Origin of the sequence: Paenibacillus violae (assembly GCF_032461945.1) — a bacterium.
Lineage (GTDB): Bacteria > Bacillota > Bacilli > Paenibacillales > NBRC-103111 > Paenibacillus_E > Paenibacillus_E violae.
Genome location: NZ_JAWCUD010000015.1, coordinates 1 through 15465, shown reverse-complemented (window position 1 = coordinate 15465; position 15465 = coordinate 1). Strand labels below are relative to the sequence as shown.

At 45.7% G+C, this 15465-nt stretch carries 13 protein-coding genes, 1 tRNA gene and 1 rRNA gene; 3 read left to right on the top strand and 12 right to left on the bottom strand.

Going from position 1 to position 15465, the window contains the following annotated elements:
• Window positions 1–31 precede the first annotated feature (31 nt).
• Genes RQP52_RS31505 through RQP52_RS31495 form a run of 3 tightly spaced genes read left to right on the top strand, consistent with a single transcriptional unit; the run spans window position 32 to window position 2325 of the window.
• Complete coding sequence (locus RQP52_RS31505) at window positions 32–661, top strand: RNA polymerase sigma factor (RefSeq protein WP_315955517.1); 630 nt, start codon at window positions 32–34, stop codon at window positions 659–661.
• Window positions 658–1092: an anti-sigma factor gene (locus RQP52_RS31500; RefSeq protein WP_315955516.1), complete on the top strand. Its 435-nt coding sequence runs from the start codon at window positions 658–660 to the stop codon at window positions 1090–1092. Before RQP52_RS31505 ends, RQP52_RS31500 begins: the two co-directional genes overlap by 4 nt.
• Window positions 1093–1116: 24 nt before the next feature.
• Window positions 1117–2325, top strand: a complete 1209-nt coding sequence (locus RQP52_RS31495) for a hypothetical protein (RefSeq protein ID WP_315955515.1) — start codon at window positions 1117–1119, stop codon at window positions 2323–2325.
• 252 nt (window positions 2326–2577) lie between these two features.
• Here the strand turns inward: RQP52_RS31495 and RQP52_RS31490 are convergent, their stop codons facing one another.
• From RQP52_RS31490 to rrf, 12 genes are all read right to left on the bottom strand, one after another.
• Complete coding sequence (locus RQP52_RS31490; protein ID WP_379174283.1) at window positions 2578–2742, bottom strand: small acid-soluble spore protein P; 165 nt, start codon at window positions 2740–2742, stop codon at window positions 2578–2580.
• A 31-nt stretch (window positions 2743–2773) separates the two neighbouring features.
• On the bottom strand, window positions 2774–2920 hold the full coding sequence (locus tag RQP52_RS31485; protein ID WP_315955514.1) for a hypothetical protein: 147 nt from the start codon (window positions 2918–2920) through the stop codon (window positions 2774–2776).
• 21 nt (window positions 2921–2941) lie between these two features.
• Window positions 2942–3286, bottom strand: a complete 345-nt coding sequence (locus tag RQP52_RS31480; RefSeq protein WP_127453470.1) for a hypothetical protein — start codon at window positions 3284–3286, stop codon at window positions 2942–2944.
• 111 nt (window positions 3287–3397) lie between these two features.
• On the bottom strand, window positions 3398–7558 hold the full coding sequence (locus RQP52_RS31475; RefSeq protein WP_315955513.1) for a choice-of-anchor I family protein: 4161 nt from the start codon (window positions 7556–7558) through the stop codon (window positions 3398–3400).
• Between the two features lie 190 nt (window positions 7559–7748).
• Window positions 7749–7833 (bottom strand) — tRNA-Ser (locus RQP52_RS31470).
• An 83-nt stretch (window positions 7834–7916) separates the two neighbouring features.
• Complete coding sequence (gene serS, locus RQP52_RS31465) at window positions 7917–9197, bottom strand: serine--tRNA ligase (RefSeq protein ID WP_157318584.1); 1281 nt, start codon at window positions 9195–9197, stop codon at window positions 7917–7919.
• A 91-nt stretch (window positions 9198–9288) separates the two neighbouring features.
• Window positions 9289–9867 carry a pyridoxal 5'-phosphate synthase glutaminase subunit PdxT gene (gene pdxT, locus RQP52_RS31460; protein ID WP_127453476.1) on the bottom strand — a complete coding sequence of 193 codons (579 nt, stop codon included), beginning with the start codon at window positions 9865–9867 and terminating at the stop codon, window positions 9289–9291.
• Window positions 9867–10748 (bottom strand): pyridoxal 5'-phosphate synthase lyase subunit PdxS, encoded by an 882-nt coding sequence (gene pdxS / locus RQP52_RS31455; RefSeq protein ID WP_315955512.1) that lies wholly within the window; start codon window positions 10746–10748, stop codon window positions 9867–9869. Before pdxS ends, pdxT begins: the two co-directional genes overlap by 1 nt.
• Window positions 10749–10866: 118 nt before the next feature.
• Window positions 10867–12210: a D-alanyl-D-alanine carboxypeptidase family protein gene (locus tag RQP52_RS31450; RefSeq protein WP_315955511.1), complete on the bottom strand. Its 1344-nt coding sequence runs from the start codon at window positions 12208–12210 to the stop codon at window positions 10867–10869.
• A 118-nt stretch (window positions 12211–12328) separates the two neighbouring features.
• A complete protein-coding gene (gene guaB, locus RQP52_RS31445) occupies window positions 12329–13786 on the bottom strand; it encodes an IMP dehydrogenase (RefSeq protein WP_315955510.1) in 1458 nt (485 codons plus the stop codon).
• A 155-nt stretch (window positions 13787–13941) separates the two neighbouring features.
• The gene (locus tag RQP52_RS31440) at window positions 13942–15144 is read right to left on the bottom strand and encodes a putative glycoside hydrolase (protein WP_315955509.1); all 1203 of its coding nucleotides are present in this window, start codon (window positions 15142–15144) and stop codon (window positions 13942–13944) included.
• Window positions 15145–15248: 104 nt separating this feature from the next.
• Window positions 15249–15365 (bottom strand): 5S ribosomal RNA (gene rrf / locus RQP52_RS31435).
• Between the last annotated feature and the right edge of the window lie 100 nt (window positions 15366–15465).

The following is a 15465-nucleotide window of genomic DNA, read 5'->3' as shown; positions in this document are numbered from 1 at the left end:
GAATCTACTCGATTCGCTCTTTTTTTTTTGAGTGAAGTGCAGGGTTATCCTGGTCGCCTTCGTCTATTCATGCGGAGAGGAGGAGAAGCACATTCAGGAACAAGAGCTTGTAACACGCATATTGAATGGTGATGAGGCGGCGTTCCGAGAGCTTGTTGCGACTTATCGTCAATACTTGTTCCAGACGATCTACGCCATTGTACGCCATACGAAAGATGCCGAGGATTTATCGCAGGACGTCTGGTCCCGAATTTATTTCTCCCTCCCTCAGTACCAGATGAAAGGACTCAAAACGTGGATGACCCGCATAGCGGTGAATCGGGCAATTGATTTTAAACGGTCGGCTAGCAGGCGAAGGGAAGAAATGACGTCAGAGATGGAAATTCCGATGCAAGCGGTACAAACCGCAGGAACCTCATCTTTCTCTTCAAATGGTGTGGAACATGAAGTATTGATAAAGGAGACGACAGAGCTGGTCCGTCAGAAGCTCCACCAAATCCCCGCCAATTACCATGAAGTACTAACGGCCTATTATATTCAACATCAGTCTTATCAAGATATAGCGAATGCCCACGGGGTAACGGTAAAAACGATCGAGTCGAAGCTGTATAGGGCCAAGCAGTGGCTCCGTAATAACTGGAAGGAGGAGGACTTCATGTGAAACACTACGATGAACATACCTGGGGTCTATATATCAATGAGCTGCTGTCACCCAATGAAATCAGCGAAATGGAGCATCATTTGTACCGATGTGATGAATGTTTAGATCGGTATATGATTTGTATGGAGCAAATGACCATGATACTGCCCGTATTGGAAACGGATGAACGAACATTCGCAGATGCCGTGCTTACACGAACGTTGGGAACCAAACGCTCCTGGTACCACTCTACGATATTGCATTACGGGATTGCCGCGGCAGCTACACTCATTTTAGTGGCTACGGGCTTTTTCCACGGATTATCACAGGAATTGGGGCCTCGAGGCGCGCTGCAGCCCGCTCCTCCTCCAGAAATGAAAATAGAGCAACCCATATCGGACCAATTGCTAAATAAAACGTTAACCTGGCTGGATACACTGCAAAATAAATAAGCCACAAGGAGGTCTATACACTTAATGCCTAATAAAAGCAGCATCGTCGCATTCCTGTTGTCCTTCATCCCCGGAGCGGGTCATCTCTATATGAATCGAGTCTTACGTGCCATTTTATACGGAATAGGGTTCTTTGGTCCTCTGTTTCTCATCTTTGTTGGTGTAGCTTTCTTTCACGCACATGATGATAATATTTTCATTCTGCTTTTCCTATTCGCAGCTCTGGTTGCTGTCATCAATATGGTTGATATGATCGTCTACCTGCTGCGCTACCAGCCCTATCCCGGTCCGCAATACGGACCGCAAGGGTCACCCTATGGAGCTGAACCTCCTTATGACCATATGCCAGCCTGGGAACCTAATCCTTACGCCGTTCACGCTGCCGCGCAGCAAGAAAGAACGAGAGTTATGCTGCTTTCCTTTATCCCTGGTCTGGGACATTTCCAGCTGGGTCTTATGCAGCGCGGTTTAACTGCTATGGTTTCGTTCTTCGGGGTTGCTGTTCTCGTCTTTTTCATCACCATGATGACCAATAACGATAGCTTCGTTGCTTTTCTGCTAGCTATGCCCGTATTGTGGTTTTACACCATGTTCGATGCACTGAAGCAGCAAGAGCGTAAGCAAGCAGGTCTGCCGCTTATCGATCGCAGCCTTTTTGATGACTTTCACTTCGGCGATGATTCTGGTCGCAAGAACCGAACCTTGGCAACGATTATCGCTATTTTCCCAGGTGCGGCTCACTTGTATCTCTCCATGAATAAACGGGGCATTCAATTGATGGCAATCTTCTTGTTCTCCATTTATGTGCTGGATGTGCTGCGCTTGTCCCTTTTCTTCTTTTTGATTCCGATACTGTGGTTCTTCAGCTTCTTCGATGGCTTACAGAGTATCTCCAAGTATGAGAATGGTACATTGGTAGATAAACCTATCATTGAAAACTGGTCAGCGTATCACCGCTCCATCGGATTCGTTCTCATCCTTCTTGGAGGCTATTATGTATTCAAAGAAGTCATTGTCCAGTTCCTGTACCAGGTATTCCCCAAAGCGAACTATATGTATTGGCTGAACAACTTCGGTCAAACGTTAATTGTGGCTGTGATTCTGATCGGTGGCGGCATCAAATTACTGCTTTATCGAAAAACGCAGCCTGTTCATTCTAAAGAGCAGCATACGGAATCAGATCCGTCATCGCAGATGTATTTAGAAATAGACGAAAAAAAGAACCCTTTTTAAGGGGTTCTTTTTTTGTCGGTGTTTTTTGATTTCTTTTAAACTTGTTACACGTAAACCTTTAGGAAAATCTGCTTATAAAACACGGTAAGTGTCTTTGGCACATCCCCTCCAGCCTGATTATAACAGGTATGAAAGTCCTCTATGCAACGGTTTTTGTTTCGCGGAATGCTCCAACGGAACCACACCTCTCTGCTCACCGACAAATATAGTATGTCCGGTTTATCGAACTTTAATCATGCTTATTTAAAAAGTTTAATGACCGTGGCCGGCGCCTTCACCATGACCATTATTTCTTGAATGGTTACGGTTTTTCACCTTTTTCGACCCTGAGAGGGGCTCTTGTTGCTTTTGTCGCTGACTATTGCCACTCGACTGGTTCTGGGATGTATCCGTGACTCCATAGGCATCTGATTTCATAGAGATCATTCCCTCCTAGTTAATCTGCAATTTATTCTTGATGATTCAACGCATCTTGATGTCTGCGATCATTCACTTGCTGCTGCTGTTGCTGCCTATTGTGGCTGTTTACAGCATTCGTTCGGAAGTCTTTGTCTACATTTTGCAAATTTTTATCCCGCGCTTTTTGCTTCGTCATGAGAGAACTCCCCTCCCCATTTTAATGGTGTGTGACTCTATGGAGTGCTTGTGCGCATTCATGAATGTGACGAACATAGTCATCCACCAGATTTTGCACAACATCTCCCGTTTCATCGATGTGCATGGTCCCTTGTTGGACATCCATTAGCTCCACTTTAACCTCTCTAGCATCCACGTAGTTGACTTTAAAATCGAAATTGTAGCCCGTATGTCCACCCGCCTCAATATGAACCCTAACGGTCTGAGGATCGGCTTCATCGGCCCATACACGCGCCTGATCTGTAGGCTGCAAGGTAGTAGGCAGGACATTACTCCACTCTTGTACCAATTCCGTTTGATCAATGGTCAGCTTATCATAGCTCATAGGTAACACCTCCACATGTTTAAAATGCGGAAGCTGACCGGCTTTTATCCATGTAAAAAAACAACAACTCCCCTAAGTTGTTGCCCAAGGGGAGTTGAGTGAATCCACTGCCTATTTCACTGTCAGTTGCATAAGAATCGCCAGCATTTTAGCTGCTTCTTGGCGTGTTGCCGTATCCTGCGGCGCGAAGAGATTGCCGGACTTACCGGAAATGATTCCAGCTTGCTGCAGAGATTTCGCTGCCTCTACCGCATAAGAAGGAATAGCCGATTGATCTGCAAATTCCGTCGCCTGCGTCGCTTTAGGCAGCGTATAACCCATGAACGAAGCGAAGCGAGTAATCATGGCTGCCATCTGGCCGCGAGTAATGTTTGCCTGAGGATCAAATTCACCTGCATGTACGCCGCTTGTAATTCCTTTCTCAGCCGCCCATTGTACAGCTTTGGCATAGTAACTGTTGGCTTTGACATCCGCGAAGCCAGTGCCTGTATAAGAGCTTAGATCAGCATTAGCCATGCGAGCCAGAATCAACGTGAAGTCGGCTCTGGTGATATCCGCTTCCGGGGCGAACGCATCATCATTGACACCATTCAGGATGTCTCTTGCTGACAGGTACGTAATGTAATCTTTAGCAAAGCTCGAAGCTGTATCCTTGAAGTTTGCTTTCTGATAACCAACAGCATACTTCGAGAAATGCTTAATTTTAAAGCTTAATGTTCCTGTGACAGAATCGAAGTGGCTATTCATCACCTTGGTAATCTCACCGTTATCTGCGATGTAATAAGCTACAATAGCGTTAATATCCTCATTTGCAGCCGGTTGATAAGGAATCGCGACTTGAACCGATCCTCCATTGAAGCTGGAAACTGTTTTGCCACCTGCAGTAACTGTAAAATCAAAGATCGGACGATCTTTAACAGCCTCTTTGATCGCTTCTTTGGCTGTAGCATCCATGTTCTGCGTAATGTCATTCACAACTGCTTTACGTATGGAGATCGAGACCTCACCCGTTGACGCGGCAGAGGAAATGGTGGAGACCGCTTGCTTATCAAAAGTTACTTGTCCAATGCCTGCAGCAATCTTCATTTCCGTCGTTTCGCTATTCGCAATCTTACTCATTGCTTCTGCAGGCAGCTTGACGTCCACTTGGTTCGATGCGGTATCTGCACTTGCTTTGATCTCAAGAACCGTCGATTTACTTGTGGATTCTGTCATATCTTTTAAGGCTTGCGTGACTTGAGCAATCGAAACATTAGCAACGGAATTTCCTTTGCTGTCTTTTTCTACAGAAGGAGTAATGATTGCTTTATCAACGTTAGTACTAGGTGTAGTTGGTACTGTAGATGGAGACGTTGATCCAGACGACGCTGGCGTACCTCCATTACCTTTATCATCCGTACTCGTGGAATATACGTCTACGTTAGCTTCCGCTGTTCCATACCCATCTGGGCTAACAGCAGTAATCACTGCGCTGCCGTATGCTACGAATGATACAACACCTTCTGCATTAACCGTTGCAACGGAAGGATTCGATGATTTCCATTGTACCGTACCCGACGTGACACCATTTCCTTGGGAATCGGATACCGTTGCAGTCAGTTTTGTTGGCGCCGCACCTACCGGTACAGATAAAACCGTCTTATCCAAAGTGACTTTTTGAACATTCAGTTGATATACCGCTACGGTTCCACCAACTTCATTAGCCACTAGCAGGAGCGGGTTGCCATTTGGACTAACAGAAGCAGGGATAAACTCAATGCCTTCAGGACCGGTGTCCGTGTTCAAGTTATCTTTAGGAGTAAATACACGCGAGTTCGTATAGTTAACAAATTTCGCATTGGCAGGATCCGTAACATCATAAGTCATAATGCCACCAATACGCTCTAATCCTACAAAAGCCAGAACCTTGCTGCCGACTTTGCTAACTTTAATATCTTCAGGTTCAGGACCTTTTTTCGAGCTGCGATCGTCCATTGCCGTTTTACTATTGCTTGCATTGAAATTGTTAGGTAAACGCTGTGCCGTCACTTTCTCAAAATCATTGCCGCTGTCATAAACTTGAGACATTGTGTTCGCTTGCCAGATAGAGAAGGAACGTCCGCCATAGAGATAAATGCTGTCATGGCCCATATCACCCGCAACTTCAACACCGTCATAAGCGGTTTTCCCCGCCAAGAAGATTGCTGCCGCCGAGCCAGGAACCAAACTACCCTTCATAGCGCCAATCGTGCTTCCATTGGTTCTGACGCCCGGCCATTCTGTAACATCCCCTTCATTGGCTGTGAAGAGATACGGAACTCCGTCGATCGTATGCGTAGAGATACCATCTGGCATATACATGCCGTAAAATGGCACATTCTCAAACTTAATCGCATTGTCTTTGACGAGATCTAATGAGTTGTTTGGAAGACTCAAATCCTTGAAGCCCAACCCTTTTACGGACAAAAGGGTTTTGGAAGCAATGTCCACTGTTCCGATTGCATTGTTTTCTTGGAACGACACATAAGCTTTGGTGTTATCTTCAGAAATTGCGATGTATTCCGGCTCCAAATCAAACACGGCATCCGCTTTCTGACCTTCTCCCGTAACAGCACCGGTTGTTGGATCGGATGCACCGCGAATATGCACCTTATCATCAATAACGGAGACATTGTTGAACCTAACATGAGAAACTGTATCATTGGTTGTATCAACAATGGTAATGCTTCCTTCCGGATCTACTCCGCTTGTGCGCGGCTCACCTTCATTGGCGGTCAGGATATATCGGCCATCGGAGGTCGTTTTGATCATATCGGGCTGCACACCGGATTCATAAGATTTCAGAACATTGCCATCGTAGTCCATGACAAGGATTTTGCCCGGCTTCTTAGAATCCAGCTCTTGAACAGATAAGGAAATGCGTTTGGTCTTCGTATTGACATCCACACTTGTCAGGTCTCCATATAAGAAACCATCCTTTTCAACCAGATCTTTCATCGTGACTGTTTTCTCCTTGACTAAACCTTGCACAAGGTCTAGACGCACGATTTCCAAACTTGGTGGATTTCCCGAACCATTTACCAAATAAAACTTATTATTATCTTTGTTATACTTAACAATTTCAGCTACACCGCCGTCTTTATTCGTAACGCCTACAGCAAATTGTCCAATTTTGGAGATACTTAAAGCGTCATTAACAGCTTGTGGAGCCAAGACCGTTAAGGATAGGTTCTGACCATACTGTGCAAGCAAACTGTCTGTTACTTTCACGTAAACGTTAGTAGTGACGGATGTTCCTTGTGCAGGCGCACCATATACTTCACCTGTGGTCGAATTAATCGATAACCCGTTTGGAAGGCCCGTGGCTGAGAACGTATACGGTGGTTTGCCCCCATAAACGCTCATCATTACGGAGTAGGCCATTTGTTCATATGCATTAGGCAAACTTGTGTTCGTATACCCTAATGGAAGGAACCATTCCCCATAGGCCCCGAATTTCGGACCTTTCAAAGCTCTATCTTGATCCGTTGTTGCGGAACCAGTGATATCAAACTGTGCGAAGTCTGCTTTGTTATTATCTGTATCTGCTAATGCTTTGCGACGAATCGACTTCTGCTTCGATGTACCTTCCGCGGATCCCTTCGGATAGTCAAACTCATAGCCATCTATGTCCGTTTGAATATCCGTATTGTCGCCATCATTGCTTCCCGTGCCCACCATATCTACATAACCAGCAGGCTTAGGATTATTGGCAAAAGGATTTTTATTCGTAACATCCAGCTTTGTCTGATTGCTCATAAGCGCAACCTTCAAGCCTTTATTATTGATCCAGCGTCCCGTCCATAACTGGTCATATGTAGCCGACAAATTAAATTTAGGTGACCCTGCCCCTGTAGCTTGTCCAAGAATAAGGAAGGATGATTTTGCCTTAATCGTCCCTACTAAATCCAGCTTCTGCCAATCACCTGTAGGTCCTGTCTTTGCCGATGATCCGCGATCCGCGTATTGCAAGGACCACCCATTGAGGACGACATCACGATCTGTAGGATTGTATAACTCAATAAAACCATGGGATGAGGCCGTATTGCTAGAATCCGTCGTTAATCCCCCACCATAAACTTGGTTAATAAACACGTGCGGCACATTTACATCATAAGTACCGTTCGCTTGATACGGAGTCCCCGGGATCACAATGGCATCTGCAGCTGCAATTGAAACGATGGAGCCAAACGAAGATACACTTACAACCGCCGATAACAGAACGGGCATTAATCTCTTCCTGACAGTCTTCAACTGTTGCTCACTCTCCTTAGCATGGAATATCTTGTCTATTATAAAAAAAGAGGATAATGCTAAATACACACTTTGTGTTAATTTATTTTTAATTATTTGTAAATCGCTACATAAAAAAGAAATAACAAAAAAAGCCACACGATTCATGAAGAATCGCATGACTTTTTGGGTTGGGGTATTACCATGGTTACGGAGAGGGTGGGATTCGAACCCACGGAGGCTTGCACCTCGGCGGTTTTCAAGACCGCTGCCTTAAACCACTCGACCACCTCTCCACGATAGCTGTCCCCTCTAGAGGAGACAACCTTGTGCAGTGACAAAAAGCATTGTATCACATAATCCCGCTAAGAAGCAAGTGCTATTTTTTCGTGATTACTTTTACGTTGTTCATGTACGGAACAAGAACCTCAGGAACGATAATTGAACCGTCCGCCTGTTGGTAATTTTCAAGGATTGCCGCCACCGTACGTCCAAGAGCTAGTCCTGAACCATTCAACGTATGTACGAATTCCGGTTTCGCCTTAGAGTCTCTACGGAAGCGAATGTTCGCTCTGCGCGCCTGGAAGTCTTCGAAGTTACTGCAGGAAGAGATCTCGCGGTACGCGCCGCTGTTTGGAAGCCAGACTTCCAAGTCATATGTCTTCGCTGATGTGAAGCCGATATCACCTGTGCATAGGGATAACACACGATACGGCAGCTTCAACAGCTGTAGAACGCGCTCAGCGTGCCCTGTGAGCTTCTCCAGCTCATCATAGGAGTCTTCGGGCTTAACTAGCTTAACAAGCTCAATTTTGTTGAATTGGTGCTGTCTGATCAAGCCGCGTGTGTCTCTTCCAGCCGAACCGGCCTCCGAGCGGAAGCAAGCGCTGAACGCAACGAAATTAACAGGCAGCTGCTCGGTTGTCAAAATATCTTCCCGATGATAGTTCGTAACCGGTACCTCTGCCGTTGGAATTAGGAAATACTCCGAATTCTCAACCTTGAAGACATCTTCCTCAAACTTAGGAAGTTGACCTGTACCTGTTAAGCTATCGCGGTTAACGATATATGGCGGCAGCATTTCTTCATAACCATGCTCATCGCTGTGCAGGTCCATCATGAAGTTGATCAATGCACGTTCTAGTCTTGCGCCAAGCCCTTTATAGAACACAAAACGGGAACCTGTTACCTTCGCCGCCGCTTCGAAATCCAGAATGCCCAGCTCTTGCGCCACTTCCCAGTGCGGTTTCACTTCAAAGTCGAACTGTGGAATCTCGCCAACGCGGCGCATCTCCACATTCTCCTCTTCAGAGCGGCCCACAGGTACGCTAGGATGAGGCATATTCGGGATGGAGAGGAGAACTTGCTGTAAGGACTCATCCAATACGCGAATCTCGTCATCCAGCTCTTTAATGCGGTCTCCGACTACCTTCATTTCCTGAATCAGTTCGTCGGCGTTCTCGCCGGATCTTTTACGCCCAGCCACCTCTTGAGAAACGGTGTTACGGCGATTTTTGAGCTGCTCTGTTTCTTGCAAGAGCTCTCTACGCTTTAAATCTAATGCTGTAAAACCGTTCAGCTCTTCAATCTGCTTCCCACGGTTTTGCATGGCTGCTTGCACGGCAGCCAAATCGTTTCGAAGTAACTTTACATCAAACAAGGAGATTCCTCCGTTAGCGCAAAATGGTTGTATATGGAAGCAAGCACCCTTACCGAAGTATCCGGTGATATCAAGGTGCTTGTACCATCAATTATGCTTGACTTTGTTTTACCATATCTAAGAAATAGCTGTGCAGACGGAAATCGTCTGTCAGCTCAGGGTGGAACGATGCCGCAAGGAGATGTCCTTGCTGCGCCGCAACGATCTGGCCGTCATACGTAGCCAGAACTTCCACACCCGGACCCACTTTCTCAATCAGTGGAGCACGGATGAAAACAGCGCGAACATTCTCGTCGATGCCTTTGATCGGCAGATCCGTCTCAAAGCTCTCGCGCTGACGCCCGAACGCGTTGCGAGCCACCGTAATATCCATCAGCTCAAGGTGAGCTTCCGGCTGCCCGGTGATCTCTTTCGCGATAACAATCAACCCTGCGCAGGTACCGAAGATCGGCTTCCCTGCCGCAGAAAATTCCCTCAGCGCATCGATGAAACCATATGTGCGCATAAGCTTACCAATTGTCGTACTTTCTCCACCTGGCAGAATGATGCCATCAAGCTCAGCTAGCTGCTCTGTACGTTTAACTACAACGCCCTCGGCGCCTGCTTTCTCGATGCCACGAATATGCTCTGCTACCGCGCCCTGAAGCGCGAGAACCCCAATTTTCGTCATTACCAGCCGCGCTCCTGCATACGTTCGGAAGCCTGCAGCTTGGAGATTTCGATTCCCTTCATAGGGCTGCCTAGGTTTTTGGAGATTTCTGCAATCAATTTAAAGTCTGTATAGTGTGTTACAGCTTCTACAATGGCTTTTGCGAATTTCTCTGGATTATCCGATTTGAAGATACCGGAACCTACGAATACCCCATCGGAACCCAAATGCATCATTAGAGCAGCATCCGCCGGAGTCGCTACACCGCCTGCAGCGAAGTTAACAACTGGCAATTTGCCTGTTTCATGTACTTGCAGCATCAATTCATAAGGAGCTCCAAGTGTTTTCGCTTCAAACATCAACTCATCCTTGGACATGCCTTGAACTTTGCGAATTTGACCTTGAATCATACGCATGTGACGAACAGCTTCAACAATGTTGCCTGTTCCTGGCTCACCTTTGGTACGAAGCATGGAAGCTCCTTCTCCAATACGGCGCAATGCTTCGCCTAAATCACGGCAACCACACACGAAAGGAACCGTGAAATCACGTTTGTTGATGTGATACACTTCATCCGCAGGTGTCAAAACTTCACTCTCATCGATATAGTCAACGCCCAGAGATTCCAGGACTTTTGCTTCTACAAAGTGCCCAATTCTTGCTTTCGCCATAACCGGAATGGATACGACTTTCATAACGTCCTCAACGATAGTTGGATCAGCCATGCGGGATACTCCGCCAGCTGCACGAATGTCAGCAGGTACGCGCTCTAGCGCCATAACAGCGGAGGCACCAGCTGCTTCTGCGATCCTTGCTTGCTCAGCGTTCATAACGTCCATAATGACGCCGCCTTTTTGCATTTCGGCCATACCTGTTTTAACGCGGGATGTTCCTGTTTCCATTCTTTATTTCCTCCTATACCTTAGTACGAATTTATACAGTTTCCTACACGATTCGATAGTAAACTTCTAAACAATTATTTTACATGAAGGAGGGGCATTATACAACCCATTATCTGGTCTAGGAACCACCCTTGATCCCTTTAAACATATCGCCAAAGAAGTTTTTGATGGAGCGGAACAACAGCCGGATCCAACTTCCTTTTTCGACATCCTCATTGGCAATTAGATCTGCCGTTTTCTCTTGTCCATTGTAGCTAACTTTCACTTTACCGAGCGTATCGCCTTTGGCAATTGGAGCTACCAATTTGCTTTCTTCAAGCGGTTCCGCCGTGATTTTAAAATCAGTATCTTTCGCGCCTTTTTTCGTAACGAAAGTTAGACCTGTTTTCGTTACTAGAGGCACTTGCGTTTGAACGCCTTTCTTAATGTTTACGATTTTCAAAGAATCTATTTCTTGTTTCGCATTTAGGAAAGGTTTAATCTCGAAATTATTAAAACCATAATCAAGCAGCTTCCTAGTTTCATTAAAACGTTCAGGTTCTGTCTTCGTTCCCATTACAACCGTGATAAGACGCATGCCGTTTCTTTCGGCAGTTCCCGTAAAGCAGTAACCAGCGTCATCTGTGGAACCTGTTTTTAAACCATCCAGGCCTGTATAAGCATATTTTTTAAAATTAGCGTTGGTCGAATTGCCTTCCAGCATCCAGTTCCAATTGATCATAGGCGTTTTATCGGTTGGTCTCAGCTTTAACGAAGGAATTTTCGTAAATTCGAGAACTTCCTTGTGATCCTTGAGGATGTTGTAGGCAAGAATAGCAGCGTCCCGCGCTGTCATTTTCGTTTCGCCTTCAATCGATTGCGGCGGATTCTTCAAATCGGCACGAGAAAGTCCTGTAGCGCTGATAAAATGAGCCTGGTCGGACATACCTAATTGCTTAGCCTTCTCATTCATCATTTTTGCGAAATTTTCCTCTGATCCCCCACCTAGAAGCTCAGCGAAAGCTACAGAGGCATCATTTGCGGAATAAATGGACATCGCACTGAACATATCTTTGAAAGATAATGTTTCATTTTCTGCAATCAGCTGGCCGGAACCAATCACATCAGCAGCATTTTTCGAAGCTGTGACTTGGGACTCCCACGTGAATTTACCTTCCTTGATGCTCTCCATCGCCAAGTACTCTGTCATCATCTTCGCCATACTAGCCGGTGGAAGCGCCTCATCGGCATTCATTTCATAGAGAACAGCGCCTGTGCTTGCTTCCATGATAATTGCAGATTTGGCATTGACCTTCAACTCGCCCCCCGTAGGTGCTGTGGTCGTCGTAGGAGCTGTCGTGGCGGCTGGTGTTTTGGTATCTGCGGCAAACGCCGGTTGTATATGTAAAAGTACGGATTGAGCGATTAAACTAACACCTAACACCAAAGCAATTTTTTTCCTTGTAAAACTAAAAAATCTCACAACTTCACTCTCCCTAGTAATTTTTATAACTTTTTATATTGTAACACACCCTATTAGACAAAAAAAAGAAGACACAGGTTCAAATCCTGCGCCTCCAATTATAGCCAAATTGTTACAATTATAAGGAGTAGTTAGGAGCTTCTTTTGTAATTTGGATATCATGAGGGTGGCTTTCCTTCAATCCAGCCCCTGTAATCCGTATAAACTGAGTATCATGAATCAATTCTAGAATGTTACGTGCACCGCAATAACCCATGCCTGAACGGAGACCGCCAACAAGTTGATATACCGTATCAGCTAATGGCCCTTTATACGCTACGCGTCCCTCAATGCCTTCAGGAACAAGTTTGCTCTCGTTCTCTTGGAAGTAACGATCTTTACTGCCTTCCTTCATGGCGCCTAAAGAACCCATCCCGCGGTAAACTTTGAACTTACGACCTTGGAAAATTTCCGATTCTCCCGGGCTTTCATCCGTCCCAGCAAAAAGACTACCAATCATCACGGCACTCGCTCCAGCCGCAATCGCTTTGACCACATCACCGGAGTATTTAATACCGCCATCGGCGATAACAGGAACACCAAATTCTGCAGCCGCTTGCGCGCAATCATAGATAGCTGTAATTTGCGGAACACCGATTCCTGCAATGACGCGTGTCGTACAGATCGATCCTGGCCCAATCCCAACCTTCACCATGGATGCTCCAGCTTTGATAAGATCACGTGTACCGTCACCAGTCGCTACATTTCCTGCAATAATAGGAAGATCTGGATATTGAGCTCTGATCTTCTTCACAGTTTCAGCAATGTTAATGTGATGGCCATGCGCAGAGTCTACTACAATCACGTCAATGCCTGCTTTGACAAGCGCAGCGGCTCTCTCCATAACATCTTTCGAGACGCCTACGGCTGCCCCTACAAGTAAACGACCTTGTGCATCCTTCGCGGAGTTAGGGAATTGAATCGCCTTCTCGATATCTTTAATCGTGATTAATCCCTTCAGACCAAAATTATCGTCGACCAAAGGAAGCTTTTCAATTTTATGTTTTTGAAGAATGCCTTCCGCTTGTTGCAGCGTAGTTCCCACTGGAGCTGTAACAAGGCTCTCTTTCGTCATTACTTCTTTAATTTTAATCGAATAGTCATGAACAAAACGCAAATCGCGATTCGTCAAAATCCCTAAAAGTTTGTTCGTCTCATCTACGATCGGCACACCTGATATCCGGTATTTCGCCATCAGCTCTTCTGCGTCATAAACATGGTGTTCTGGCGTTAAGGAGAATGGGTTTGTTATAACCCCGCTCTCTGAGCGCTTAACACGGTCTACATGCTCAGCTTGCAGCTCGATAGGCATATTCTTATGGATGATTCCAATACCGCCTTCTCTGGCCATTGCAATTGCTAGGGCAGATTCCGTAACAGTATCCATAGCGGAGCTGATGAACGGAATATTCAATTTCACATGAGGAGCAAGAACCGTTGAAACGTCGATCTCCTTACCGAACACTTCAGACTTCCTTGGCACCAACAGCACATCATCAAACGTTAAACCTTCCTTACCAAACTTGTCTTCCCTCACAACACATATTCCTCCTTAGATCTGTTCTCTTCAAAAACCTCGACATAAGCATCCTGCTCACCGTATATGATTGCAATCTTAACAAAAGCCCATTTTTCGTGTCAAGGAAAAGGAACCCTCTAGAGATCGACAACCATCCGAATAAGAACATTCGGTTAACGATAGGAATATGTGCTGTTTGAATTCCATAACAAGAATTGTTCCACACCCTGTTCTCTAGCCGCTTTAATTTGCTCTTTCACATCTACATTCCCGTATTTCTTATGAGGTTTCACCCACGTTGCGGTAAAATCTTGGTACCATGGCCTGATTTCCGCCGTTGGTGCACTTACTCGCATCAGGTTTGAATTTTTCCCATTCGCATCGCTAATGGCTTTGTGAATCACCGCGTAGGGTTGCAGATCGGGATACTTAATACCGTACATCCCATTCGAATAATGGGAAGGGTACAGCATTGGCGAGATATAGTGAACCTGCTTGCTAATCATTGACCAGTCCTGCCCTATGCCCATGTCATTGTCGGAGGAGGTCGTTAAACCAAATACGTCAGCGGATAAATAGACCTCGTTCCCAAGTCGCTCCTTAGCCTTACTGAGAAAAGACTCAATGACCTGTGCTTTTGTCCATTTCCTTGGGTTATCGAATTTGACCTCCGCGTCAACCCGTTTGCTGTTTTCGGGAAATCGCACATAGTCGAACTGCACTTCGTCAAACCCTAGCTGGGCTGCTTCCTTGGCAATTTGAAGATTATACTCCCACACTTCTTCCTTGTAAGGATCCACCCACGCTATTCCTTTATTATCCTGCCAAACGCCGCCTTGATAAGTCTTCATCGCATAATTGCTTTTCTTCTTACTCAAATAGGGGTCTTTAAAAACAACAACACGCGCTATCGTATAGATATGCTTGTCCTTTAACCTCTTCAGCGTTCCTTTCAGATCGCGAATGATAACATGGCTATTGGCTCCTATCTCATTCACCATAGGCACGGCCGAGGTATATGTAACTTGCCCGGAATCGTTCTTCACATCAATCACCATTGCATTTAAATCGGTTTGATCCACCAAATCAATCAGTTGCTCCAATTTATTACCTACGGCAGACCAGGCCGATACATATATCCCTTTGACGATCTGCTTAGCAGGCATCTGGTTCTGAGCGGATACCTTTACTGGAGGAGCTGCTTGTTTGGTTGCTGCTTCTAATTTAGGTGCAGGGACTGCTTCAGCCGAATGATTTATGGATCGAAGCGGAGCCAGTTCCTCTTTCACGGCGTCCATCTTCACCGAACAACCCTGTAAAACCAAAAGACAAACTAATAAAATCGCCACCCATTTCCTTACAAAACATGCTTTCATACTAATCCCTCCTTATAGGGCTAGTATGGTTTTTTACGCTATTTTGTACTGATGTAAAAAAAAGAGTCTTCTTGGAATTTCTTCCAAAAAGACTCTTTCATTGTGCTTGGCAACGTTCTACTCTCCCAGAACCCTGCGGTTCAAGTACCATCGACGCTGGAGGGCTTAACGGTCGTGTTCGAGATGGGAACGCGTGGGTCCCCTCCGCCATCATCACCAAACAGTCAAAGCGTGTTTGCGCCTTGAAAACTAGATACGAAACTTGCGTAAAGGTTTGATTCTTAGGTTTATTGGTTAAGCCCTCGACCGATTAGTATTCGT

Coding starts and splice junctions, on each gene's coding strand:
- RQP52_RS31495 (WP_315955515.1), top strand. CDS start 1,117: ATGCCTAATAAAAGCAGCATCGTCGCATTCCTGTTGTCCTTCATCCCC.
- RQP52_RS31490 (WP_379174283.1), bottom strand. CDS start 2,742: ATGAAATCAGATGCCTATGGAGTCACGGATACATCCCAGAACCAGTCG.
- RQP52_RS31485 (WP_315955514.1), bottom strand. CDS start 2,920: ATGACGAAGCAAAAAGCGCGGGATAAAAATTTGCAAAATGTAGACAAA.
- RQP52_RS31480 (WP_127453470.1), bottom strand. CDS start 3,286: ATGAGCTATGATAAGCTGACCATTGATCAAACGGAATTGGTACAAGAG.
- pdxT (WP_127453476.1), bottom strand. CDS start 9,867: ATGACGAAAATTGGGGTTCTCGCGCTTCAGGGCGCGGTAGCAGAGCAT.
- pdxS (WP_315955512.1), bottom strand. CDS start 10,748: ATGGAAACAGGAACATCCCGCGTTAAAACAGGTATGGCCGAAATGCAA.
- RQP52_RS31440 (WP_315955509.1), bottom strand. CDS start 15,144: ATGAAAGCATGTTTTGTAAGGAAATGGGTGGCGATTTTATTAGTTTGT.